Source organism: Aquimarina sp. MMG016, from assembly GCF_018100805.1.
Lineage (GTDB): Bacteria > Bacteroidota > Bacteroidia > Flavobacteriales > Flavobacteriaceae > Aquimarina.
In genome coordinates this window covers 1-25981 of record NZ_JAGJEA010000017.1, presented here as the reverse complement: position 1 = coordinate 25981, position 25981 = coordinate 1, and the positions used below count along the sequence as shown (strand labels likewise).

Sequence of the window (25981 nt, the reverse complement as noted above, 5' to 3'; positions counted from 1 at the left end):
AGGGTTTCTAAATTATTTGTTAAAAAATTTAACTTATTTAACAATATTTTAATATTAATACGTTATCTTTCAATACCTTAAAAATGATTAATAACCTACTTAAAAATAGTAAAAGCCCCAAAATACTATGAGAGTGATTCTATGCCTATTGATGATATGCATGTGTTTTAACAATACCAATGCACAATACAACAAAGATTTAATTAAAGAAGTTAATTTCCCTAAACTAGGAAAAAAAGAGATACGTACTAATACCCTAACAGAAAGAATTGTACCACTCGCTATGATAGCTGGTGGAATACTTCTATCGAAGACCGATTTTGAAAAATCTTTACAAAAGGATCTTAGAAATTCTATGGGAGATGATTTTTACTTTAAGATGGATGACTACACCAGGTACGCCCCTATAGTTCAAATGTACAGTGCAGATCTTTTTGGAGTTCAATCAAGAAATCATTGGTTCGATCAAACTAAAAACTTGGCGCTATCTGCTATTATTGCAAATACCGCTTCTACTGTGCTAAAAAAAGAAGTTGGTAAAGGAAGACCAGGAAATCCAAATGAGAAAAATTCTTTTCCATCCGGTCATACTACGACTGCCTTTGCAACCGCATCAGTTTTATATGAAGAATTTATTGATACTAGCCCTCTTTTGGCATACAGTGGATATATTTTTGCTGCAACAACTGGAGGACTAAGAATGTTAAATAACAAGCATTATCTTTCTGATGTACTGGTTGGAGCTGGAATTGGTATCCTTTCTACAAAACTTGTATATGCTTTGGAAGAATATATTTCATGGAATCCTTTTAAGAAAACTGAAGGTCTAGCATTCGCTCCGCAATTTGGAGAAGATCATTTTGGTTTTTACTTATCTCAAACATTTTAATAATAGTTCTTTAAAAATTACTCAAAACCCCTAGACAACATACCCCTTTAAAAATCAGTTATTTACCCCTCTTTAAAAACCCTAATATTGTGTACTTTTGAAATAAGGAAGTTGTAACAATTTGAGTTAGCCAATTAAATAGTTCTCTTTTACAAAAACCTGAAAAACAAAATAATGTCAACACTCTCATCGAGAGCATGGGCCAACCGTAATGGGGAGTATAAAGCATCACTATAGGGAAGATTTGTGATTTACAACGGTAAAGTGGAAGTGCTCTTAAAACCAAGGATATTTTTAGTTTTTTCAGGTTTTTTTGTTAGGATATCACTATTTAATATCTAACAGGCAGTTATTGTTCAGTATAAAAGTACATCCATCTTCGATACAATACTGTTAAGCTCCAAAACTTATCTGAAGAGCTATTTTATTTCTTTAAAAAAAGTGACTACAATACTTTTGTAAAATCACGTAACTCTTCTAACCTAACTTAAGTCATGAAAACTTTTCTCAATAATTATTTATTAATACTAGCCATACTATTCTTATCAGGTTGTACCAATGAAGAATTAGATACTGATTTCACAAACATTGAAAACTCAAATACACAAACTCTTAAATCTACTATCCACCAAGGATTTTGGGAAAATGTATTTACGGATCAATTTAATGGAGCATCATATGTCAGTTTTGAAAATAACTGGAATTATCTATACCCTTGGGGTAGTGACCATAATGGATCTGCAAGAATGTATGGCAGTTCCTCAGATCACAATCATATATATAAAAACGGCCGTGGATATCTTACTATAAAGGCATCTCGTATTAACTGGAACGAAGGAAACAGTTCTCACGACCCTTGGTTACCAATTCGTTACCATTCTGGTGCCATTTACGCAAAGAAAAAAGTAAATATCAGTGATCAATTCCCTGAATGGTCTCTAGAAGCTAGAATTGCTGCTCCCTCATCTCGGGGCACCTGGCCCGCATTCTGGATCACTCACGATGGCCCTTGGAATGCAGAGAGTGATATTATGGAGTATAAAGGCTCTAAAGTATGTTGGCAAAACACTTGGGATCTAGGTTGGGAAGAAACAAAAACCACAGTTTACAAGCCTGGATACTGGCACACTTATAAAGTATGGATTACCAAAGAAGGCAATCACGTAGACCTCCACTATTACATAGATGGTATTTGGAAAGGACAACATAGAGGTAATTATTTTACATATAAAAACCTAAACATTATTTTAAACCTACAGATGGAAGGTGCTTCTGGCAACTATGGTCCTGCTGGTAACACTTATATGTTTATTGACTGGATAACTGTTGATAGAAAAAGAGCATATTAATATTTATATAAATTCATACCTATAATGGTATTCTTGTTTTGCACTCCGGACCAATTTTCGTAACTTTAGTAGGAACTTCTATAACAAATCAGGGAGTCTCCCCTTCTTCCTTTTTACGTTACTTTTAAAAAAACTTATAATTGAGATTATTTCCCGTTCTCTTTTTTAAACGTTTTTATATAAATATAATCAGAATACAAAAGTCATGAATCCAATCGCAATTTTTAGCACTTTATTTATAATATTTCTTTTAGCCGGTATCCGAGTTGTTTTTGAGTACAAAAGAGCATTAAAATTCAGGTTCGGAAAGTATATAAAAACATTAGAACCTGGTTTTAGATGGATTATCCCTATAGTAGAAAGCATTCAGGTCGTAGATATAAGAGTAATTACAATCAATATTCTTTCGCAAGAAGTAATGACTGAAGACAATGTACCCTGTAGTATTGATGGAGTGGTCTTTTTTAGAATTAACAACCCCGAAAAAGCTGTTTTGGAGGTTGAGGAATTTAAGTTTGCTATTTCCCAATTATCCCAGGCGGCGCTTCGGGATGTTTGTGGTAAAGTTGAACTGGATATCATTTTATCTAAACGAGAAGAAATGGGTAAAAACATAAAGGCTATTGTGGAAATAGAAACTAAAGAATGGGGAATTGAGATTATAGATGTTAAAATCAAAGATATTCAATTACCAGAAAATATGAAAAGAATGATGGCTAACCAAGCAGAAGCTGAACGATCTCGAAGAGCGCGAATTATATTAGCTGAAGCAGAAGAACAAGCAGCTGGAAAATTATTAGAAGCAGGAAAAATGATTGATCAATCACCTTCTGCAATAAAATTAAGATTATACCAGACGTTATCCAATATTGCTGCAGAAAAAAACTCAACCATCTTATTTCCTTTTCCGGAAGAAGTATTACCCAGAAAGGCTGAGGAAAACTAAACCATTTTTATAATCCTAAATTAATAATAAAATCAATCATTAATTCTCATTTTTAAGTACATTTAGTATTAACCAATGTACTATGAAAAAATGTTTGTTTGTCATATGGATTGCCTGCTACCCAATTTTTGGACAAACCAACGCTACATTCTACGGTTTAAAATCCCACTACGGTTTCATTATTGCACATTCTGAAGAACTAAAACCGATATCCCAAACTAATCCATATGGTGCACAATTAGAACTAAGTTGGTTAAGAAAAAGTGACAAAGCCTGGAAGACCTGTCATTGTTATGGAAGAAGTGGATTCTCTTTTGCTTATTTTAATTATGCCAACCCTTCTGTTTTAGGTAGTTCTTATAACTTAATCTACTTTGTGGAGCCTTACTTTACCTATCAGGGACCATTAAAGTTTTCTCTTCGAGGATCTGTAGGTGCAACATACCTGGATACTATATTTGATGAACAATCTAATCCCGAAAACCTCTTATTCAGTACACAGCTCAGTTTTTTTTTAGCTTTATCCCTAAATCTTAATTATCACCTAAGTGACCAATATGCATTAAATCTATCAGCCAATTATAATCATATTTCTAATGGAGGTCAAAAACAACCTAATAAAGGAATGAACTTTCCTACCTTTTCTATTGGAATTGATAAAATTATAGATTACAAGTCTCTAAAACCTAAGCCCCAGTCACTCAAAACATATAGTAAATCGCTAAAATATTATGCTGGTACTTTTTTTAGTTTACGATCTTCTGATCGAGAATCAGAAGCTACTAATCATCCTTTAATTGGTATAACGGGTGGAGCATTAAAACCGCTTTCTGGGATTAATGGTATTAATGCAGGTATCGAGTTTTGGTATGATTGGTCAGATCGAAAAATTGCACAACAAAGAGTAATCGATGACTCTGCTTTTTCTTCTGCTCTTAACTTAGGGCATCACTTTTCCTTTGGAGATTTTTATTTCTTGCAACAATTTGGTTTCTATATAACTCGACCTAAAAACATACAAGGTAATTCTTTATATCAGCGATATTCTTTTTGGTATAGTATTGGAAAAACTAAGCGATGGACCATTGGAGCTTCCTTAATCGCTTATGGTAAAGTTGCAGATCACATGGATGGTAGATTAATATATATAATTAATTAATTTTTTGAAAGGTTTTATAGCTCTAAAATAACACCCTAACTTAATTTAAAATACCAGCGATCTTATTACGCAGAAACTGTTGTTCTATTTTGGATTGGGTGAGTTGTAAAGCCTTATTATAATATTTTATTGCTTGTGCAGTTTGTCTTAGTCTATGATATATTTCTCCTAAAACTGCATGGTATAAATAGTACTTTTCCATAGTTTTTTGATCATTAATTTCATAAACGGTATCTAAAGCTTTTTCTGCACCTTCCAGTTCTAAAATCACTAAACAACGGTTTAGAAACACTATGGGATCCGTGGTAATCTTTAATAATAAATCATAATAGCTCAATATCTTTTTCCAATCTGTTTTATTATATCTTGTGGCTATACAATGTTGGTAGGCAATGGCCGCTTCAATATGATAGGTAGTTAGGGCATCACCAAATGCCGCTCTATTAAGGTAGTTATTTCCTGCTGCTATAAGTTTCTTATCCCATATATTTCTATCCTGATCTGGTAGTAAAATTAAAGTTCCTTCTGCAGTAACTCGACTCTCTATTCTTGCTGCGTGAAAATGCATTAATGCCATCAATGCATAAGCTTCTGGAAGTTGGGTTTGTAAATTCTGTAATAACGACCTACATAATAAAATTGCTTGCGCAATCAGATCTTTGCGTATCAATTGATCTGTGTGAGTAGCATTATAACCTTCATTAAACATAAGGTAAATAGCACTCAGTACTGTACTAGTTCTGGAATTAATTGCTGCTTTGGGTGGTATTTCAGGACGAATCTTATGTTCTCTAAAGTATTCTTTGGTGCGATACAATCGCTTAGAGATAGTATCTTCTGAGGTTAGAAAGGATTTAGCCACTTCTTTAGTACTAAATCCACATAACGACTTTAGAATAAAAGTAATTTGATTTTCCTGTGAGATATCAGGGTGACAACAGGCATACATCATTCCTAAAAAATCATCTTGAATATGATTCTCTTCCCAAAAGTTATTCATTGTTGTTGTCAAAGTATATTCTGAAGTCAATAATTGTTTCTTAGGATCTGAGAAATCGATAAGGTGACTATGTTTTTTTCTTCTTATGATATCTATCGCCTTGTTTTTTGCTGTGCGATATAACCATGCTTTGGGGTTATCCGGCATTCCCCTATATTTCCAGGTTTCTAAAGCGCTTACCAAAGCATCCTGAACCACATCTTCTGCCAGTTCAATATTTTCTGTACCGAAAATTTTAACCAAAACCGCAACCATCTTCCCAGACTCCTGTCTAAAAAGATGGTTTAATGTTTGGTCTATATGGTCTTTATTTTCCAAAAAAGAATTATTCCATTGGACTAATTTCACGTACCTCTATACTACAATTGTACTCAAGGCTTGGGCAATCCTTTGCAATCTTTGCAGCTTCATCTATTGAGTTTGCTTTAATTAACAAATACCCTCCTATAAGTTCTTTACCTTCAGCAAGCGGCCTATCGATTACTTTTGCACCTCCATCAATAAGAGTTTTAGCTTCGTTCATTAACGGTTGTCCACCAACAAGTTTACCTTGTTCTGCAAGTCCTCCCATCCATTGTTGCCAGTGCTCCATGTGTTTTTGCATTTGTTCAGGAGAGTTTTTTTCATATACTTCTTGACCTCCACGTATAATATATAAGAATTCTTTCATCTTTTTATAGTTTTAAATTATGGTAATCATTAAACCTCATCTGGCCATACTTCTCTAACTTCAACTGAAGATTCCCATTGTAGTCCAGGACATCCTTTTGCCATTTGAGTAGCTTCATCTAATGTGTTTGCCTTAACTATAATATATCCACCAACTAACTCTTTAGCCTCGGTAAGTGGCCTATCCGTCACTTTGGTTCCACCAGGAAGAACAGTATTACCTCCTGGATAAAGACGCTCACCCCCCAGGTACTGTTCTTTTTTTGCAATTTCATCAATCCATTCTATCCAATGTTGCATATGAGTTTCTTGTTCTTCTGGAGACTTGGAATCCCATAATTCATCTCCTCCTTTAAAAAGTAACATAAATTGTTTCATAATCTTAATTTTTTAAAAGTTTATTTATCTATTACATTATGATGACGAACCCAATATTGATATTTGGACAGACCTTTATAAAATTATCATAAAAAACTTCAAATAGCTATTTAAAAACTAGGATGAACTAAGGTAAGAAAGATAATAAGTGGTTAAAAACCAGTTGTAAATAAGTTGCGTGCTCCTCTGATACCACAATTTTGATATTTATGATAGGTCCGTGCCGCATGTTCTTCTATATCGTCTCCAGTACCATTCATTATCCAAACAGTAATGGCAGAATCCAATGTATATGCTTCTGGAGCCATAAGGTGAGTAGTCCATAGTAATGGATTAGCTTTTGCATCCTGAATTTCTGACATAAAAAAATTCTTGCTGTAACATGCCAAAATCATGATGTCTCTCTTGCCTTTAGGGTTGCTATTATAACTAATATCAACATCGAAATCCATTAATCCATCATGCCCCACATATGATATTAGATTTGACCCGCCACCAAAAAACAAAGATGTTTCATTATGTTTTAGTGTTATCGAATTTTGCCCATTGGATGCTTTAAGAAAATCTTCAGTACATGTCTGAATATATTCTCCGTCATATGCTTCAGCCAACATATATATATCTTCAGTTACGTGCTTAAATAATAGTCTATCTAGAACGTAAGATGTATCTGAAGCAACATTTTTTATAAATTTCCAATCTTTAGCTTTCTTCTTAAAGAAGGTTTTCACCCCATAACCTGCACCCCAATATAAATTATTTTCAGGGTCCTGTCCGTTACCAATTTTCTCTGGGACAGGCACAATACCCTGAAACTTATTATCACATAAAGCGACATACACATGAATTGTTCTGGTTTGCCCAAAAGATTTTAAAGCAAAAAAAATAATTAACAAGATTGATATGTATAATTTATTCTTCAATTCACCTCCATATTTTTGATTAATTCTAAATTCTTCTTTTCGATCACTGTCAACTTATTCGTTACATTGGTTTCGGTAGGGTCATACCAAGGTTTTGGTGCAAAGAAATTTTGCCATTTAGGAGTTTTAAAAATATATCCGTGAGATGCAAAAATCTCATTTCTAATAACAGCTAATTCTTCTTTGGTTTTACCTAATAAATCTGATTCATTTAAGATACTAATAGAAGCGTCATAATGATCTCTATCTAATGATATAATTTCTGTAATTAATCTTCTAAATTCTCCATTATCAGCTACAGGAAGGAATTCTAACCATACTTTTTGTCCCATTATTTTTTTATCTTCCAAACAATTAAGTTTTTGTCTAGTTTCTTTAAAAACAAATAAAGAATCGGATTCATATATCAATTCTCGGGTATCATTAAAAGAACAGCCAATCATAGTGCGCCTTAAAACTGTTTTCCCCATCTGCTCTCCCTTTAAATTAAAGGTGGTTAAATCATATATTTCACATTGTTTTCCTGCGTCACAACTAACTTTTGTAGAAAATGCAATATAGTTATCGGTTTGTACTATAATTCGATCGGTTAATAATTTATCAACATCTTCAGTTGGTTTAAATCCAAAGTATATTTCAGATAAGTCCTTAGGTATTTCTGTTCCTGAGGTATCAAATAATTGTATTAAAGCATTAAAATTGTTTTGTTGCGCATAACTATTTGACACCAAAAAAGTTATAGCAAGAAATAAAATTCTCATTAGAGTAATTATTAAGATGACTGACGGTTCGTGTGATTTTTAGCGATAAATATAACCCAAATTACCCACAAAAAATATAACGGAAACAGAGAATATCTTATATTAAAGCTAAATATTTCTCTTTTATAACGTGTAAATGATGTAATTCGTGCCCAAGAATATGGTAACATTGTTTTATCATTTCTGGCAAAGGCTAATACTCGATAGGCATAAATTCTTTCATCATCTATAATATGGCCCAAGATTTCCTTTACTGACCATTTATTAGATGCATATTTGAAACTTAATGCTTAATTTCATAATGAAACTATAAAATCTTTTGTTTCTGCCAAACTATAATTGAGCTGTTGTATCAAACTTCCATCTCTTTTTACATATTTCATATACATCTCAGTATAGGATGGATATTCTGTATTTGAAGGAAATTCAATGGTTTTGTATATCAGAAATTTGTTATTTCTTTTTAATCATCATTAAAGTAAACCAACCTAATAAAACAATAATTACCACCATAACTGCCCATAACCATATTTTGTTAACAAATAAAGGTTCCTTAACTGACTCTTTCTTTTTGTCAATTAATTGTTCCTCTCCTACTTTTATGATTGTCAAACTATCTGGTAATTTAGACGGCAAATAATTAATATCATAGTTAGGCTTACTTGCTTTAGGATTGTTGTAGGTTAAATAATATTTAGCTGGAGTTGTAAAGCGAGCCATCAATTTATGCATATACCCTTTTACAGATATATCTTCAATAGTTAATGGTTGATTATCGTGATTATCAATTATCACTTGTAGTTTCTTAGTAATTATACTACTTAATCGAAATTCATTTTCCTCTATAGAACTTAGGGTTCCTGATTTAAGTGTTCGATATTGATATTTCCAACCTTTGGTTGTTTTTATACTATCTGACAAATATCGAATCGCTATTGGTCTATAGTAATCAAAATCATCTGCAACTTTGATTTTAAGATAACTTACCGGAACAGGGAAATCTAAATCAACATCTATAATGCTTTGCTTGTTTTGCTTATGATTTTTAGAATCAAACTTAATAACCGGATAATCTTTATAACCAGCTTCCTTTACTTCTCGAAGGGTTACTTGAGCTTTCTTTAATACAGGTTTTTCTTTCGTTCTTATAAATAATCGAAAATAACGATACTGAGCATTAGGAATATTAAGTGTTGTAAATTTATAATTAGTTAAATCATTAACAATAGATAATATTCGATAATCTTCTGTCACAGTAAACCACTCTTTTTGGTCTGAACTACCCTGAAGAGTAACTAACCAATCAAAATTAATTTGATCAAATTCCAAATCTATACGATTAATGGTCGTTTCTGATGGAATTCCCAGAGTGATATAAGAACCTTTATGGTTAAAGGTTGTATTCAGAATTTTAAATTGAACTGTTTTACTAGATATTTTCCCTCTCATCAGTTTTAAAAGATATGGAGCCTCTACCGTATCTTTTTCTTTGGTTATCCCAAAAATTCTAACATCAGAAAGATTATGATGCGTTTTACCAAAAACTTCATCAGGAAGTACTATTGAATGCCATTGTTCCTCTATTTCTAAAACTTCTCTTTTATAACCATATTCACTCATTTGAGCATTAGAATACACAAAACATAATAATAAAAGACAACTACTAAAACTTATTTTAATCCTCTTCATCTGCGATGACATTTTTGTATTTGTTGTATAAAAATGAAATAATCAATAATAGAATTCCTAATGACAAAAAGACAATAGTTTTTGGAATCGTTTCTAAGTGAGATATATCATAGAAGAAAAGCTTAATTAATGTAATCCCAAACCATATAAAAGCCAGAATACGCAAATATTGTTTTTTCTTCCAGATACCCAAAACGATAAGAAACAATGAGTATACCCCCCATAAAATACTCAAGCCAAGTTTATATGTAGCAGATGAATTCGCCATATCTAACCAATGAATGAGCTCACTACTAAGAATCCATATAACACTAATATGCATGATAAAATCAAACGCTACTATAAAAGTTCTTTTAAGGAATTTTTGTCTTACATATCGATAACATGCAAAGAGTAATAAAATGATGAACAACAATGAAACATAGCGTATCCAGATATAAAACCAGTTACTTTGGTTAAATTCCGAAAGTTGTTGTTCCAGATAACTTTCTCGAAGTTCACTTAATACATATAAGCTCCTGGTCAAAAAGAATAAAATTGCCAATACATTTATAGGTAATGTAATGTACCCCAAAAGGCTATCTTTTAACTTACGGATATTGACAAAAGATAAAACTGTTAAAAAGAGCAACGTATAATTAATCAACCATACCGCTTTGAAATCTCTTAAATTTTGCAATTTATCATATAACAGATTCTTATACTCTGATGATCCTTTATCTTGGTACGTTAGTACCTGTGCGTTGGCATATAACTGATTCCAATATGCTGCAATCTCCATTCTAAAGGCAAAATATAACGTAAACAAACATAAAGCCCCCAAGCCAATCATAATCATTTTATACAACCATTGAAGATTAGCCCACGGAAATGGAAATTTCTTATTCTTATGCAGATAATACATAAATCCAAAAGATAATGTACAAAGCAATGATGTGAGTAAATTAATATTAAGTATAGGTATAATCTTAGTTTCGGGCTTCTCAGGAATATATCCGGAATATACATTTGACCAATCATGCAGAATACTAAAAAATATCAATAAGATTAATGGATAAGACAGTTTTTCATATAATGGAACTTTTTTTGTTCTTCCAACCCAAAACAATAAGGCAGCTTCACCCGCCCATAATAATGTTACCCAATTACCGTCTAACTGAACAGGAAAAGCAATTGTTAAAAACACCAATACCATTCCTGAAACAAAGTAAAACAAGTTTCGATCCGCAAGCTTCAGCTTGTAAATAATTATACTTACTACAAAATGTATGACAGCATTACCCAATGTAAATACTCCTAATAATTCCTGGCCAACCTCATGATCATCTAGTAAAGAAAATCCAATACCATAAAATATGAAAGAATTAGTTAGCTGAAGGATTAAATCTCCAATCCCAAAATTTTCTTTTTTCTTTAGTTTATACAATAAAAACATAAGATAGCTTATCACGAAGAAAATAATCAGAAAAGTAAATGCCCATGTAAAATGATCATCTTTTGTATAATCAATTACATACCAGGAAAAGTAAATTAGCCAGGTAAATATAAATGACGAGACATAAAGTGATTTCCAATACTTTTTTAACGCAATAATCAATATTCCAATATTTATGATTGCTACATAACTAAATAAGATCAAAAAATTACCAGAACCATCACTAAGCAGAAAAGGCACGGCATAAGCCCCAACTAGACCGATATGCGCGATAATCTGTTTATTATATTGTAAAGCCGTAAAAACTGTAAACGCAGTAAATACTACCATCAATACAAAGGCAAAAAGTTGAGGAAAAAGGTCATATAAACTATAACCAAGAAACGTAATGAAGTACATAATAGCCATAGCACCACTAACTAATACAGCGCTATAATTTTCATACTTTTTCTTTAGTTTCATCCCAACACCTAAAAGTCCAAGCCCAGTCAAGTACCCTAGAATAATTCTAGTAAGTGGGCTTATCAAATCATTCTCAATAGAATACTTTGCTCCAATGGCTACTCCAATTACAGTAATTATAATCCCTATTTTATTAATCAGGTTTTCTCCAATAAACTTCTCTAGATTAGATTTAGTTTTAGGTTTATTAATTTTTGGACTGTTAATTACCTTTGGTCGGTCTACTGTTTGTTTTTCAATCTGAGAAGGAGAATCATCAATAGATGCTTTTTGATTCTTTTCAGTGATTTTCGGAAGTGGTATTTCTGTCTTCGGTTTAGATTCTTCTGAAGGTTTTAATAAATATATTTCTTTTTTAAGATTTTGTATTTCTTCAAAAAAAACTTGTTGTTGTTTCTGAAGAATTTCTAACTTTTCAAGAAGTTGACGAATTCGATCTTGGTTATCTGCCATAGTTTTTTAATATACTTCGCATTTTGATAATAAAAATTATAAAAGTCTTAGTATTATCTCACCACTCTTAAAAAGATGCGAGGTTATATAAAACTAATCGAATTTTATTATTTGTTAAATATAACTAAACTTTTTACGAAGCAAAATTGAAGGGGTTTTATGGAGAACGGTACTGCTGTATGATTTTAGCATCAACCCAATAAATATCCTGATTACTGGTATAAAATAAATATTTACCATCTTTTGTCACAAAAGGGCACAACTCATGATTTTTACTATTGATAGGTTCATCCATATTTTTAGATGGAGTCCAGGTTCCATCAGCATTCTTAAAACTTATGTATAGATCACCTCTTCCTAAACCATTCTTTCGTGTAGCACAAAAAATAATATAGGATTCATCCGGGGCCACAAAAACATCAGCTTCATATGCTTTGGTATTTACTGCATCACTTAACTTTTTAGGTTTTTGAAACTCCCCATCAATAAATTTTGAAGTATAAATATCAAAATCACTGTTATTGTTCTTTTCTGCAGCAACATTAGAGCTAAAATACATGGTGCCATCATTCGTAAATGACATATAGTATTCATTTCTATCCGAGTTTATATTTACTCCGGCGTTTATAGGTTTTGACCAGCCATATGGTCGTTTTTCTGAATACCAAATATCATGATCTTTATTACTTCCTTTACCATTTAACGGTCGATCTGATATATAATACAATCGATACTCATCCGGAGATAAGAATGGGTCATTATGACCATAACTTTTGTGCGAAATAATAGTTTTTGGTGTGGTCCAGGAATCTTTTTCTAATCTGGTATACCTTGTTTCAGCTCTTCCATTAATATCAACTCCATAGAAAAACTCTGTACCATCTTTAGAAAACACTGAACCAAATTCTGATTCTCCGGGCTTTGATATCATATCTGGCGCAAAGACCTTTGGGATTAATGATGGTGGTTCTTCGCCTAAATACTTCAGGGATTCATCAATTTGAGCAGACAACATTACACCTTGGAATATTATAAACAGATAGGATATTATAAACGTTTTCTTCTTACTTTGATGATGTCTCATGCGCTTTTTTATAAAAAATCTTACTTACTATCTTCCATTCACCATCAATCTTAAGCAAACTCATATAATCAATAAATGTAAATGTAGGATATTCAATTTCTAATCTGGCAGTAGCCGCATGACCAGATATATCGACATTGACAACCTTTGTTTTCCTGTTCTGTTTAGGACCAGGCTTCATTACTTTTTTAAAAAATTCTAAAGCATTAACATCTTGATAACCTTCTCTGATATATCTCATAGTGGCCGTTTTATGAAAAGCTTTTTTTAAAGTCTCAAAATCATTATTGGTTCCTCCTTCCAAATAATAGTTAACAGTTTTTTTTACCGCTTCATATTCAGAGTTCTGACCATTAATGGACGAAGCAGTAATAAGTAATAACGATAAGATTAGAAAATGTTTCATTTTGTTTATTTTATGATTGATACGAAATAGGTTCTTGGTCTAATGTAGAAAAACATTTTTGATAATATTCATAAAGATTCCTTAATCCTTTTAGGGTCATACATTTAGTTTAATTAAACAACAAATATAAATTATTAGAATACTATCATTATAATTAAAACATTAAGCTTCTAAAAACTGCTTTTTAATAATCATTATTTAATACTAATCCACAATTAGTTTTTATATTTGCACGTTTTAAGATGATAACCCTAAATGGTATTTAGTAGCGCTTATTTTTTACTCCTTTTTTTCCCTCTGACTATACTCCTTTACTTTATTGTTCCAAAAAAGTTTAGGAATCTTGTTTTACTTATTGCCAGTATATATTTCTATACTTATGGAGAGGAACTTTTGGTATTGGTAATGATATTCTCGACTCTTGTCGATTATAAATGCGGTATTCTAATTGAGGAAGGGAAGCGAAAACTTGGCTTAAGGATTTCTCTCCTTACCAACCTACTAACGCTGGGGATATTTAAGTATTTTAACTTTGCTATTGATAACTTATATACGCTACTGGATTCACTCCAAATTGATGGAGAAAGTTTACATAGTCTGCCTGAGATAATACTACCTCTAGGAATTAGTTTTTATGTATTTCAGACTATGTCTTATACTATTGATGTCTATCGTGGCGATGTTAAAGCAAATAGAAATCTTATTGAGTTTGCTACATACGTAACTATGTTCCCTCAACTAGTAGCTGGCCCGATCGTAAGGTATATAGATATCCATAAAGAAGTTTCTGATAGAGAGGTAACATTAATTGGCTTTGCTAAAGGGTTAGAACGTTTTGCCATTGGCCTCGCAAAAAAAATGCTTATAGCTAATACATTTGCCAGCGCAGCTGATATCATCTTCACAGAAAGTGGAGGAGGTTTTTCTACATATTACGCTTGGTTTGGTGTAATCGCATATTCATTTCAGATATATTATGATTTTTCAGGTTATTCTGACATGGCTATTGGATTAGGTAAAATGTTTGGTTTTAACTTTTTGGAAAACTTTAATTACCCATACATCTCTAAAAGCATACAAGAATTTTGGAGAAGATGGCATATCTCTCTTTCTACCTGGTTTAGAGACTATCTATATATTCCTCTAGGAGGTAACCGAAAAGGTAAGTATCGTACATACTTTAATTTGTTCGTTGTATTTTTTATTACAGGCTTATGGCACGGAGCCGCATGGAACTTTATAATTTGGGGATTATTTCACGGACTTTTTATTATTATAGAAAGAATAGGATTTAAAAAGATATTAGAAAAGATTTGGATTCCTTTTCAACACCTATATGCACTGTTTATTGTTCTTGTAGGATGGGTGCTTTTTAGAGCTGACAATTGGGATTCTGCACTATCTTATCTAAAAACTATGTTTGTCTACACAGAAGGTAATCAGACAGTAAATGATTTTATAGCTTACTTTAATAACATTAACGAATTAGCATTCACAAGTGTATTAGCTATACTATTTTCTACACCTATCTATCCATATATAGAAAGCAAGCTAAAAAATCCAAATCTATTGATCATAAGATATTCTTGTATAATTATAATGCTCGTCATTTCTATTATTTACGTAGCAGCAGATTCTTATAATCCATTCATTTATTTTAGATTTTAATAAATAATTCTTTCAAAATCAACACTATACTCGTTACTATATTTTCTTTACTTGTTTTTATCTGCAACAAAGTAATAGTGCTAACGTTTTTTAGGATGTATAATTTATAACCCAATTAATCTTTTAACAGGGTCTAATAAACAAATCAAAAAACGATGAAATATTTTAAACTACTTTTAATTACAATTACATTAATATCAACCTTTTCATGTTCATCAGATGATGATAATCAAGATCATATAGGTATCTGGAAATTTACTGTTGGATCTGTAAAAAGTTCTTCAGTTAACGATAATAAAGTTGCTCCAATATCTACAGAAATAACCAACTCTGATTGTTTCATAAATCAAATTATTATAAACCCCAATAATACAGCAACAATAATAACTTCTTCTAGACTTGATGTAACATTACAAAAGTTGCCAGAAACGACTAATGAATTTGAACAACAAATTAATTGTGTAACTCAGCAAGAATCGTCCAAAACATATCCTTGGATTAAAGAGGTCACATATTTTGGTGGTTATGAAGAGATTACCCTTTTTGACGAAAACCTCAATACATATCTTACTTTTATTTTATATCCTAATGGTGTATTAAACGCACTTCCTAGAGATGGAAACATTGCTCATAAAATAATTGAAATAGATGGAGAATCAGTGATAGTTGAAGAGAAAATATCCCTAAACTATGAAAAACAATAAATTAAGTTATTCTGATATAATCAAAATTTAGTAAAATATATCTATCAAAATCAACGCCATAATAGTTACTATACTTTCTTTAATTCTATTGTCTGCAACAAAATAATTGTACAAATGTATTTTAGGATGTATAATCTATAACCTAATTAATCTTTTAACAGGGTCTAATAAACAAATCAAAAAACGATGAAATATTTTAAACTATTTTTAATTACAATTACATTAATATCAGCCTTTTCATGTTCATCAGATGATGAAACCTATGACTTTACAGGAACTTGGAAACTTACCAGTGTATCTTCTTTTAATTATTCCCCTGATAATAAAGAAATTCAAGTTTCTAATCAAATCAATCCTAGTGAGAATTGTTTACAAAATGAGTTTTTGATTATTAGTAATGATGGTAAGGCTACATTTAATTCAAGTTCTGAACTAGAAATATATTTACAATTAGTTGAAGGTACTACAGATCAATTAGAACAACAAGTTAATTGTATTGAAAAAGAATCCAATACTATCTACTCCTGGACAAGCGGAGATTACGTTAGAACCAATGAAGATGGAAGTTTTTCTACCATTAATTCTTCCGGATTTAATACTATTACATTAGTAGATGAAACTGAAAGTACTTTTATAACGGTTAATGTTTTACCCGAAAACGAATCGAGAATAATATTTGGGTCACACCCTAATGAAACAGAAAGTCATTTTATTGAATTTGAAGGAGAGACTATAGAAATAAATGAGATTAGATACCTAACTTATGAAAGGCAATAAATAGATCTGTTCTACTCAAATACAAACCAATTAAAATTAAAAAATAGGATCACCCCTCAGGATGATCCTATTTTTTAATTTTAATTCGTTAGAAATCCTCGCGATATTCAAAAAGACATTGTAAGAATACTCCAAACTCCCCAAGAAATCCAAGTTAAATTATTAATTTTGCAAAAAATTTAATCGAATAAATGTGAAGTTTTATTCTTTTTTAGGGTAACAAAATTACTCTGAAAGGCATTAAGAATAGTAAAAAGTTCTTAAATGCAAAAGCTTAACTATTCAGGTTGCTTATCAAGAAAAATTCTTTTGGAAAAACTTTTTTGATACTAAACCAATCCCGAATACCGTATTAGATATTAAAAATGATTTTAAGGGTGTAAATTTTAATTTTCATACCTTAGGTGATAATATAAGTGCTGTGAGATTATAGAAAGAAATATTGATATTTTATTGACAAAAAACTTTCAAAATTATCCAAACTAAACTTGTAAACTATATAATTACATAAATCCTTTATGCCTGCTTACGAAGAAAAAACACTACCATTGGTTTCTATATGTATTCCAACATATAATGGAAGTAATCATATTAAAGAGACTTTAGACAGTGCAATTAACCAATCATATAAAAACATTGAGATCATTATTACCGATGATCATTCTTCTGATGACACCTTGACTATTTGCGAATCATATGCAGAGGAAGATAGTAGAATAAAGGTGCATAAAAACGAAAAAAATCTAGGTTTAGTAGGTAATTGGTGTGCATCCCTAGAAAGGGCTTCTTCTAAATGGGTTAAGTTTTTGTTTCAGGATGATTTATTACAAGAAAACTGTGTTGAACGCATGATAAAATGTGCTATAGAACATAGTGTTGATTTTGTAATTTGCAATAGAGAATATTTTTTTGAAGAAGGATTTAATCCAAAAATAAAAAGGTATTATTCAGAAAAGCTTCCAAAGACTGAAAATATTTTTAATGAGGAACGCGTTTATACTCCAAAAGAAACTTCTAAATTGATATCTAATCATATTTTTAATAACTGTATTGGTGAACCTCCTACATTTCTTTTTAACAAAGAAAAATATTCAAGGAGTGATTTTCCTGACAATTATTTCCAGCTGATAGATTACATTTTTATTTTAAATAAAATTCTAGTTCATAATTTTGTTTTTATAAGTGATAAATTAGTAAAATTCAGAGTTCATACTTCTTCTGAATCTATGAAGAATAGTAAAGTTAATACCGAAAACACAAAAGAGTTTCATAAATTTTTATATATCCAGTATTACGAAAAAATTCAAATCTGTTATGAGATTTTGAACAACCCTATTTTTAGTGAGGTAAAAAAACATATTCCTGAAAAACATATTACAGTTATTAAAAATCTTTATGCCGGATCTTCATATAAAAGACATGGTTTTGATAAAGTATTTCAATTTTATAAGAAATCCGATCTTAGCAGTTTTATTTTAGATAAATTTTCTTCCAGCTATACTTATCTATCGTATAAAGTATATAAAACGATATATAAAAAGGTTAGAAAAAAATACAAAATATGATCTCATGGAATTAGTATCTGTAGTTATCGGCACATATAATGGCTCTGAGTACATTGAGGATCAATTACAAAGCATTCTTAACCAAACATATTCTAAAATAGAGGTTATAATTGTTGATGATGCATCAAATGACACCACTATAGATATCGTTACTGAATTCAGTAAAAAACACAAAAATATCATCATTCACGCTTTTGATAAGAATGTTGGATATATCAAAAATTTCGAACGAGGTATTGATTTAGCCAATGGAAAATATATTGCGTTATCCGATCAGGATGATTGGTGGGCTCCTACTAAGATAGAGAAGTTAATAAATTCGATTAGTGATTATGATTTGGTGTACTGTAATTCTACTTTTGTAGACGAAAAACTAAATTGTTTAGGCAACAGTTTTTCCAGCACAAAGAACTTAATTAATTCTAATACTCCTCTAAATTTTTTATTAGACAACTGTGTTTCTGGACACGCTTCTTTGTTTACAAAATCTCTTTATAATAATGCTAAACCATTTCCTGAATTAATTCCTCATGATTGGTGGTTGGCTTATGTAGCTTCTTTAGGAAATGGTCTATTTTATCTAGATGAGCCTTTAGTAAAATACCGACATCATCAAGATAACGTAATTGCATCAAATAATAAAGATAAAAAAGACAAGAAAAAGAATAAAAAGTCAAAAGGTCAAAAATTTAAAGAAAGAAGACATCGTATTAATAACTTCTATGATAGATGTCCTGATGAATTACAAGAAGAAAAAAGAATTATTTTATCCGTAAAGGAGTCATACAGCAACTTCTCTCTCTCCAATAACCTTAAAAGAGTAGCAGTACTATTTTCTAACAGAAAAGAAATACTAAAAATTAATAAAAAGAATGATCTTGAAAAAATGTTTTATTTAGCAAATATGTTCTTTAAAATAAAATAGGTTCAAAATCATATTTCCTTTATTAACTCTTATAGCGACTGCATACTTACTAATTTTTTATACATCCCATCCTTAGCAAGTAATTCTTGATGAGTACCTTGCTCGACTATTTCTCCTTTTTGCATTACCACAATAGCATCTGCTTTCTGTATTGTAGATAATCTGTGTGCAATAACAATAGAGGTCCTGTTTTGCATCATTTTCTCCAAGGCATCCTGAACTAAGCGTTCGCTCTCCGTATCTAATGCTGAAGTAGCTTCATCTAAAATCATTATCGGAGGGTTTTTAAGCACCGCTCTGGCAATACTTAAACGTTGCTTCTGTCCGCCAGAAAGTTTTCCTCCTGAGTCTCCAATATTAGTATCTATACCTTTTGGTAAATCTTTAACAAACTCCCAGGCATTAGCAATATTTAATGCATCAATAATTTCTTCGTCACTTGCATCTTCTTTTCCTAAAAGAATATTGTTTTTAACGGTATCATTGAATAAAATAGAATCTTGTGTGACTAGTCCCATCAAATGACGTAAAGACTTTTTCGAGAGATCCTTAATATTTTCTCCATCGATAGAAATATCTCCTTTATTCACATCATAAAATCGAGTTACCAAATTAGCAATAGTAGATTTACCACTTCCTGATTGCCCAACTAATGCTACTGTTTTTCCTTTTTCTATTTTCAACGAAAAATCTTTTAAGACATATTCATCTTCATATTTAAAAGAAATATTATTAAAAGAGACATCACTATTAAAACCATTTTTCTCTAAAGCATCCGGTTTATCTTTTAATGGTGAAATGGTATCTAAAATCTCCAATACACGATCTGCAGCTGCATTTCCGGATCGTACTCTATAACTAGCCTTACTGATCGCTTTTGCCGGAGTTAATATTTGATAGGACAGTGCCATATATCCAATAAAAGCACCACCTGATAAAGTCTGCTCTACCAGAACCATACTCCCGCCATACCATAATAAAGCTGCAATGGTCACAATCCCTAAAAATTCACTAGTAGGTGACGCCAAGTTTTGTCGGTGACCAAGACTATTAGAAAATCGAAAAAATCTACTTGTCGAATCTTGAAACCTTTTATTAAAATGCGATTCAGAATTAAATCCTTTGATCACTCTTAATCCACTTAACGTTTCCTCTAAAGTGGATAAAAATAATCCTTGTTCCTCCTGAACTTTTTGTGAATGTTTCTTTAACCGCTTACCAATCAAAGAAATAATAAATCCAGCAATCGGAATAAAAAGAAAAACAAATAAAGTAAGTTTTGCACTTATAATAAACATCGTTATAATAGCAAAAACTATAGTTAATGGCTCTCTTACAATTAGTTCTAAAACAGATAATAATGACACCTGAACTTCAGCCACATCACCTGAAATACGAGCGATAATATCTCCTTTTCTTTTTTCTGAATAATAAGAAATTGGTAAATTAATTACTTTATCATAAATACTATTCCTAAGGTCTTTCAGTACACCATTCCTAAGATATGTAACAAAAAACACAGCTAAGTAACTAAACAAGTTCTTTAATAAGAATAAACTAATGATCATAATAATCATATATAACAAGGCTTGTTGAGGTCCCTCTGCCTCTGAAACAGATGTAACAAAATAGTTTAATGAATCCTCTGCAAAAGATTTAATTTTAGTTAATCCCTCATATGTAGGTTTTACTGTTACTTTTTTACTTTCTCCAAATAATACATTAATCATAGGCATTAGAGATACCATTGCAAGCGTACTAAATAAAGCATAAAACACATTACATATGATATTAAGAATTGCAAATCTTTTATAGGGTAGAATAAAATGTGATAACTTCTTTAAGTAATTCATTAATTATAATTGATTAAAAAATGTGCAGTTTTTACTAATGAAAAAAGATAGTTTTCATTTTTATCCTGCACAATTAGAATTTGACACAAAAATAGAACTTATTTTTGGTTATGATACCTCCTATGGTATCAACTATAATACCAGCTTAGTTTTATTGATCAAATTATATGACTATATGACAACTTTGTCAGTCCTTTTCATACAGAACAAGTCAGTTTTGGAATATCCTAAGATTATGGGTCCCACAGATTACTTTTTAAAATCAACAATTAATTCTTACAATAAAAAAGTAAATCAGGGTAGGGTATTTTAATATACAAACGTTTTTAATATAGATATTCATACGATATCTACATACCTTGAACACACCTACAATATGGCAAAAAGGAGATACTTAGACTATAGTAACTCCTTTTTCTCTTTTCTTTTAATAAGATCAATATTATGCTCTTTCTATTTTACAAATAAAACAGCCAGCCTCTGCATTTCTGGCATGTAGATAAGCTATTTCATCATGTGCATTGAATATTCGAGGAATCATAAGATCTATATCATTATCCCCCACCAACTTGGCAAAAACCATATGTTGTTCTTTACTATATCCAATTAATGATAACGGGAAGTTTTCCTTATCAGCTTTAATTTCAGATGGAAATCGATGAATATCTTTATATGATTGTACTTCTTCTTTATGAATAAATATAGGTCCTGGTTGATTAAAAGCATTGTCAATTTCAAAAGGGCTATAACTACATAACAATCTCTTATCTTGTCCAGGTTCAAAAGGTTTTAATGATACCCTACAAGGGCCGAAACCTGTTGCTACCTGTTCAATTACACTGTTATCAAATTCGTCTATACGTTTACTACGAATCTTAGATGCGTATTGCTCTGTTAAAGGAATAATTCTAAACTGGTTCATGTAATTTGTTTTAAGATTATATACAAAGATGTTTCTAAAACCAAACATCTTCTACCCGAATCTTGCTCAGTTTGCATCTACTTTTGCAGCTTCCCAGCCTATAATTGCTGTTTTTCGAGTATTTCCCCAATGATATCCACCTAAATCCCCAGAAGATTGTATTACACGATGACAAGGAATTAAAAACGCCACAGGATTATTACCAATAGCTGTACCAACAGCTCTGGAAGCTTTTGGTTTATCGATTTGCTTGGCAATACTTCCATAGGTAGTTAATCCTCCTAATGGGATTTTGAGCAGTGTTTGCCATACCTTAAGTTGAAAATCAGTTCCTTTAAGATGTAACTTTATCTCATCCGGTTTTTCCCAATCCTTAGTAAAAATGAATAACGCATTTTGTTGTATCCTATCTACTACCTGATTAAAAATTGAGTTAGGAAAACGTTGTTTCAAACTCTTAAAAGCCTGTTCTTCATTATCAATAAATGCCATATGACAGATCCCTTTTGATGTAGAAGCTACTAGAACCCTTCCAAAAGGAGTTTCTGCATAACTATAATTAATAGATAGTTGTTCTCCTCCATTTTTATACTCTCCCGGAGTCATTCCTTCGATTTTCACAAATAAATCATGTAGTCTGCCTGTACCAGAGAGGCCTGTTTGATAGGCTACGTCAAACAATGAGGTTTGTCGATTTTTAAGCACCTGTTTAGCATATTCTAAACTAGTATATTGCAAAAATTTCTTAGGACTCACACCTACCCAATCAGTAAATAATCGTTGAAAATGAAAAGGACTTATATGTACTTTTTCCGCAATCTCTTCTAGAGTAGGTTGCTCCTTAAAATTCTCTTTGATATATGCTATTGCTTCAGCAATACGGTTATAATTAAAATCATTCTGGCTCATTACTATATTCTTATTAGACACTATAAAAGTATATTGCTTTAGTTTGGTTTAAAACCCAAAACTTGCTCAATTTAATGTACTAAAGAAAATAATAAACATATCAACACATTAATCCATCACAAAGCTAAGTCCACCAGAAAAAATACTAGCACTTAATCCTGTACTACGTTCGTATTGTCTAAATCGTAAATCCAGACTCTTTAGACCAAATTTCCAGATGTGTAGTTTTGTAAATATATCTGTATAGCTTACTCCGAATCCATATTGGTTAGCATCAAAATCTGACAAATCATAATCAGAGGTATAGAATTCTGATGTGGATAAATGTTGATTAAATGGTGCAAAATAGTCTGCAGCCGTTTGGTTATAAAAACGATAGCTCGGATATAATGTAAATTTATCCGTTATTTTAATAGGTACTTCTATACTGGCAGTATGCGAATTGATACCCCAATCATCAGTGTAATATCTGTAAAATGTACGTATGGTAAAAAATTCGTTAATGTAATAATGTAATCTTCCTCCAGCTGCAATTTTAAACCTGGAATCTGGTAGCCTTTCTATATCATCTCCAATAATGAAATTTTGAACAACCACATCAGCTACATCTGCAAATTGCACTCGCTGAAAAGGAGTGGATAAGAGACCTTCCTGTTGAATAACATCTAACACCAAGGATCCTTGCAATTTTTTAGATAATATCTGAGAAAAACCTAAACCTAAAGAGTAGGAGTTTCTGGATTCATCATCAAAAGATATAAAATCTGGTTGATCTCTTAACTCTGAGGGATAAATTGCGTTCCAAGTATCTAGAAACACATTGGCTTTTAAACTTAACTCTGTATTCTTTTCATTAAATAATTTGGTATAGCTTCCTCCAAAACCGATAGAGAAATAATCATATTCGCTTGCTACAGAGACATTAGCTGACCATATATCATTACGGTCATCGCTGCTATGACTATAAGTAGTTGCAAAACTTACTAAAACGTCTTTTTTTGATGCCCCTGAGGATGCTACAAAGGGATCAGCCGGGACATCTCCATCATAAGGATCAACATTACTAGAAGAAGCAGAAGTATATGCCGAAATTCCAGCATCTATAGCCAAAACATCATCATCATTTAATGGAATAGAAACAACAATAGTAGGAGTAATATCAGTAAGCTCTTCAGTTCCTATTCCTCCAGTAACCGCAGCATTGTCACCATCTTGAGTATAATAACTCATTAAATAATCTACTTCTGTTGCTTCTAATACTCTTTTTTTATAGGTTCTGCTGGTATCTTCTTGTTCTTCCTGGGCAACTACTAGTGCTGTGAATAAAAAGACAAATATGATGAGGAGTTTTTTCAAAAGGTATATTGTTTCTAAAGTTTTTAGTATTTACTATAATTTCAGTTTTCAGGTTAATTAGACCTCGCTCAACAAAAGGATAAGGAACTTACTTAATTGCATCCACAACCACCACCTGTTTTTCCTCCGTTGGCTCCTGCTGCTGATTCTCTATATGCCTGAAAATTGGTCTCGAAGCGATCAATCTTTTTAGAAGCTAACTCCATATCCGGATCATTAATTGCTACTTTTTCGTATTCTTTTACCACTACACAAGAATGTAGAGATAATAACACTACTAAAATTATAATAAGCTTCTTCATAAATATATTATTTATCTATTTTTATATGATCAGAAGTATGTATGTTCCCCTGATCATCAATTATGATGCATTCAATTCCTTTTAATTGTTTTATTCTATTCAATCCAACTTCTATTCCCATCACAAAAATAGAAGTAGCTAAAGCGTCTGCTAATTCAGCCTTTGGAGCAAAAACTGTTGCACTTACTATTCCGTTTGACGGGTAACCAGTCCTGGGATCAATAATATGAGAATAACGTTTACCATCCAACACTACGTATTTTTCATAATTACCAGAAGTCACAACTGCTTTATTAATCAAAGGCAATAATCCAAAAGCATTGTCTTTATTTAATGGATTTGTAATTGCTACTTTCCAAGGAACTCCATCAGGTTGTCTCCCCCAGGTATTCATATCTCCTGAAGCATTAATGATTCCTCCATCTACTCCCATAGACATTAAAAGATCTTTTGCTTTATCGGCTGCATAACCTTTACCTATTCCTCCAAAACCTATTTTCATTCCTTTTAACTTTAGGAATACTGTAGATTTTTCTTTGTCCAATATAATGTTTTGGTATCCTACTTTATAAATAGAAGCCTTAATTTTGGTTTCAGAAGGCATTTTATTCATACTTCCATCGAATTTCCAAATTCTATCCATTGATGCATAACTAATATCAAAGGCTCCATCGGTTAATTTAGAAATTCCTATTGCTCTTTGGATTAAATCAAAAAGTTCCTGATCAATTATTACGGGTTCAATTCCTGCTTTGGTATTTATCAAAGAGGTTTGTGAATTTTTATCCCAGGAAGAGATTAATTTTTCAATCCTTTGGATCTCTTCTACTGCTATATCTATGTATTGATCAGCACTTGTTTTATCTTCTGCAACAACGGTTATATCAAAATCACTACCCATTAAGGTGAGTGTTCGCTTATATATTTTTTGCGAAAGACAGTTAGTACTAACAAAAAGTGAAATCAAAAATACAAGTATATATTTCAAAATATTATTTAATCATTCTATTTAGAGTTTCTATATAAAAGGCTGGAGTTACCTTTTTATACCCTGTTTCTCCAAGCTTCTTTCCTTCTTTATCCAAAACTACAACTAATGGAAAACCTCCACTTTTATTATAGATTTCGGCCAACTTTATATTTTGATTCTGTAGTGATTCTGGCAATTGATTTTTTTTCTTTCTGGGAAAATCGGCTTTAAGTAATACATAATTTTCCTTAGCATACTTCTGAAACTCTTCGGTTTCTAGAATTTGTTTTTCTAATTTAATACAAGGCGCACACCAATCAGAACCAGCAAACACTAAAATTATATGTTTATTATCTTCTTTGGCCTTTTTCCTAGCGATTTCAAAATCAGTTAACCATTCCTGTGCGCTTAAGAAATTAATTCCAGA

Annotated in this window: 25 protein-coding genes; 9 read left to right on the top strand and 16 right to left on the bottom strand. The window is 31.4% G+C overall.

Annotated features, from left to right (window positions below; translation table 11 throughout):
• The first annotated feature begins 127 nt into the window (after positions 1-127).
• The 4 genes from J8M14_RS21330 to J8M14_RS21315 all read left to right on the top strand — a co-directional run bounded on the left by J8M14_RS21330 (position 128) and on the right by J8M14_RS21315 (position 4343).
• Positions 128-889 (top strand): phosphatase PAP2 family protein, encoded by a 762-nt coding sequence (locus J8M14_RS21330; protein ID WP_247672735.1) that lies wholly within the window; start codon positions 128-130, stop codon positions 887-889.
• A gap of 494 nt (positions 890-1383) precedes the next feature.
• On the top strand, positions 1384-2238 hold the full coding sequence (locus J8M14_RS21325) for a family 16 glycosylhydrolase (protein WP_211076858.1): 855 nt from the start codon (positions 1384-1386) through the stop codon (positions 2236-2238).
• Positions 2239-2443: 205 nt separating this feature from the next.
• The gene (locus J8M14_RS21320) at positions 2444-3184 is read left to right on the top strand and encodes a slipin family protein (RefSeq protein WP_211076857.1); all 741 of its coding nucleotides are present in this window, start codon (positions 2444-2446) and stop codon (positions 3182-3184) included.
• Between the two features lie 82 nt (positions 3185-3266).
• Positions 3267-4343 carry an acyloxyacyl hydrolase gene (locus J8M14_RS21315; protein ID WP_211076856.1) on the top strand — a complete coding sequence of 359 codons (1077 nt, stop codon included), beginning with the start codon at positions 3267-3269 and terminating at the stop codon, positions 4341-4343.
• Between the two features lie 40 nt (positions 4344-4383).
• On the opposite strand, the gene J8M14_RS21310 is transcribed toward J8M14_RS21315, so the two are convergent.
• The 9 genes from J8M14_RS21310 to J8M14_RS21270 all read right to left on the bottom strand — a co-directional run bounded on the left by J8M14_RS21310 (position 4384) and on the right by J8M14_RS21270 (position 13603).
• A complete protein-coding gene (locus tag J8M14_RS21310; RefSeq protein WP_211076855.1) occupies positions 4384-5691 on the bottom strand; it encodes a sigma-70 family RNA polymerase sigma factor in 1308 nt (435 codons plus the stop codon).
• Entirely contained in the window at positions 5669-6013 is a 345-nt protein-coding gene (locus J8M14_RS21305; RefSeq protein ID WP_211076854.1) for a YciI family protein, read from the bottom strand. Before J8M14_RS21305 ends, J8M14_RS21310 begins: the two co-directional genes overlap by 23 nt.
• 29 nt (positions 6014-6042) lie before the next feature.
• Positions 6043-6390 carry a YciI family protein gene (locus J8M14_RS21300; protein ID WP_211076853.1) on the bottom strand — a complete coding sequence of 116 codons (348 nt, stop codon included), beginning with the start codon at positions 6388-6390 and terminating at the stop codon, positions 6043-6045.
• 152 nt (positions 6391-6542) lie between these two features.
• A complete protein-coding gene (locus tag J8M14_RS21295; RefSeq protein ID WP_247672734.1) occupies positions 6543-7286 on the bottom strand; it encodes a hypothetical protein in 744 nt (247 codons plus the stop codon).
• Between the two features lie 23 nt (positions 7287-7309).
• Complete coding sequence (locus J8M14_RS21290) at positions 7310-8074, bottom strand: YARHG domain-containing protein (protein WP_211076852.1); 765 nt, start codon at positions 8072-8074, stop codon at positions 7310-7312.
• Between the two features lie 453 nt (positions 8075-8527).
• The gene (locus J8M14_RS21285; RefSeq protein ID WP_211076851.1) at positions 8528-9763 is read right to left on the bottom strand and encodes a DUF3999 family protein; all 1236 of its coding nucleotides are present in this window, start codon (positions 9761-9763) and stop codon (positions 8528-8530) included.
• Positions 9750-12113 carry a DUF2339 domain-containing protein gene (locus tag J8M14_RS21280; protein ID WP_211076850.1) on the bottom strand — a complete coding sequence of 788 codons (2364 nt, stop codon included), beginning with the start codon at positions 12111-12113 and terminating at the stop codon, positions 9750-9752. Before J8M14_RS21280 ends, J8M14_RS21285 begins: the two co-directional genes overlap by 14 nt.
• 157 nt (positions 12114-12270) lie before the next feature.
• On the bottom strand, positions 12271-13197 hold the full coding sequence (locus tag J8M14_RS21275; protein WP_247672733.1) for a hypothetical protein: 927 nt from the start codon (positions 13195-13197) through the stop codon (positions 12271-12273).
• Positions 13178-13603 (bottom strand): nuclear transport factor 2 family protein, encoded by a 426-nt coding sequence (locus J8M14_RS21270; protein ID WP_211076849.1) that lies wholly within the window; start codon positions 13601-13603, stop codon positions 13178-13180. The genes J8M14_RS21275 and J8M14_RS21270 overlap by 20 nt, the downstream gene beginning before the upstream one ends.
• A 255-nt stretch (positions 13604-13858) precedes the next feature.
• Here J8M14_RS21270 and J8M14_RS21265 point away from each other — a divergent pair, with 255 nt between their 5' ends.
• The 5 genes from J8M14_RS21265 (at position 13859) to J8M14_RS21245 (ending at position 19242) form a co-directional block, all read left to right on the top strand.
• Complete coding sequence (locus tag J8M14_RS21265) at positions 13859-15271, top strand: MBOAT family O-acyltransferase (protein WP_211076848.1); 1413 nt, start codon at positions 13859-13861, stop codon at positions 15269-15271.
• A 155-nt stretch (positions 15272-15426) separates the two neighbouring features.
• Entirely contained in the window at positions 15427-15975 is a 549-nt protein-coding gene (locus tag J8M14_RS21260; protein WP_211076847.1) for a hypothetical protein, read from the top strand.
• Between the two features lie 186 nt (positions 15976-16161).
• Positions 16162-16752 (top strand): hypothetical protein, encoded by a 591-nt coding sequence (locus tag J8M14_RS21255; RefSeq protein ID WP_211076846.1) that lies wholly within the window; start codon positions 16162-16164, stop codon positions 16750-16752.
• 518 nt (positions 16753-17270) lie between these two features.
• The gene (locus J8M14_RS21250; RefSeq protein WP_211076845.1) at positions 17271-18317 is read left to right on the top strand and encodes a glycosyltransferase family 2 protein; all 1047 of its coding nucleotides are present in this window, start codon (positions 17271-17273) and stop codon (positions 18315-18317) included.
• Positions 18318-18321: 4 nt separating this feature from the next.
• Positions 18322-19242 carry a glycosyltransferase family 2 protein gene (locus tag J8M14_RS21245; protein WP_211076844.1) on the top strand — a complete coding sequence of 307 codons (921 nt, stop codon included), beginning with the start codon at positions 18322-18324 and terminating at the stop codon, positions 19240-19242.
• A 29-nt stretch (positions 19243-19271) separates the two neighbouring features.
• Here J8M14_RS21245 and J8M14_RS21240 read toward each other — a convergent pair whose 3' ends face one another.
• From J8M14_RS21240 to J8M14_RS21210, 7 genes are all read right to left on the bottom strand, one after another.
• Positions 19272-21095 carry an ABC transporter ATP-binding protein gene (locus J8M14_RS21240; RefSeq protein ID WP_211076843.1) on the bottom strand — a complete coding sequence of 608 codons (1824 nt, stop codon included), beginning with the start codon at positions 21093-21095 and terminating at the stop codon, positions 19272-19274.
• Positions 21096-21537: 442 nt separating this feature from the next.
• Positions 21538-22017: a DUF1203 domain-containing protein gene (locus tag J8M14_RS21235; protein ID WP_211076842.1), complete on the bottom strand. Its 480-nt coding sequence runs from the start codon at positions 22015-22017 to the stop codon at positions 21538-21540.
• 66 nt (positions 22018-22083) lie between these two features.
• Positions 22084-22926, bottom strand: coding sequence for a methylated-DNA--[protein]-cysteine S-methyltransferase (locus J8M14_RS21230; protein ID WP_211076841.1), 843 nt, complete (start codon positions 22924-22926; stop codon positions 22084-22086).
• A 108-nt stretch (positions 22927-23034) separates the two neighbouring features.
• Positions 23035-24282 (bottom strand): DUF3570 domain-containing protein, encoded by a 1248-nt coding sequence (locus J8M14_RS21225; RefSeq protein WP_247672731.1) that lies wholly within the window; start codon positions 24280-24282, stop codon positions 23035-23037.
• A gap of 92 nt (positions 24283-24374) precedes the next feature.
• Complete coding sequence (locus J8M14_RS21220) at positions 24375-24584, bottom strand: DUF4266 domain-containing protein (protein WP_211076840.1); 210 nt, start codon at positions 24582-24584, stop codon at positions 24375-24377.
• A gap of 7 nt (positions 24585-24591) precedes the next feature.
• Positions 24592-25485 carry an FAD:protein FMN transferase gene (locus J8M14_RS21215; RefSeq protein WP_211076839.1) on the bottom strand — a complete coding sequence of 298 codons (894 nt, stop codon included), beginning with the start codon at positions 25483-25485 and terminating at the stop codon, positions 24592-24594.
• Positions 25486-25576: 91 nt separating this feature from the next.
• Positions 25577-25975 (bottom strand): thioredoxin family protein, encoded by a 399-nt coding sequence (locus J8M14_RS21210; protein WP_211076942.1) that lies wholly within the window; start codon positions 25973-25975, stop codon positions 25577-25579.
• Between the last annotated feature and the right edge of the window lie 6 nt (positions 25976-25981).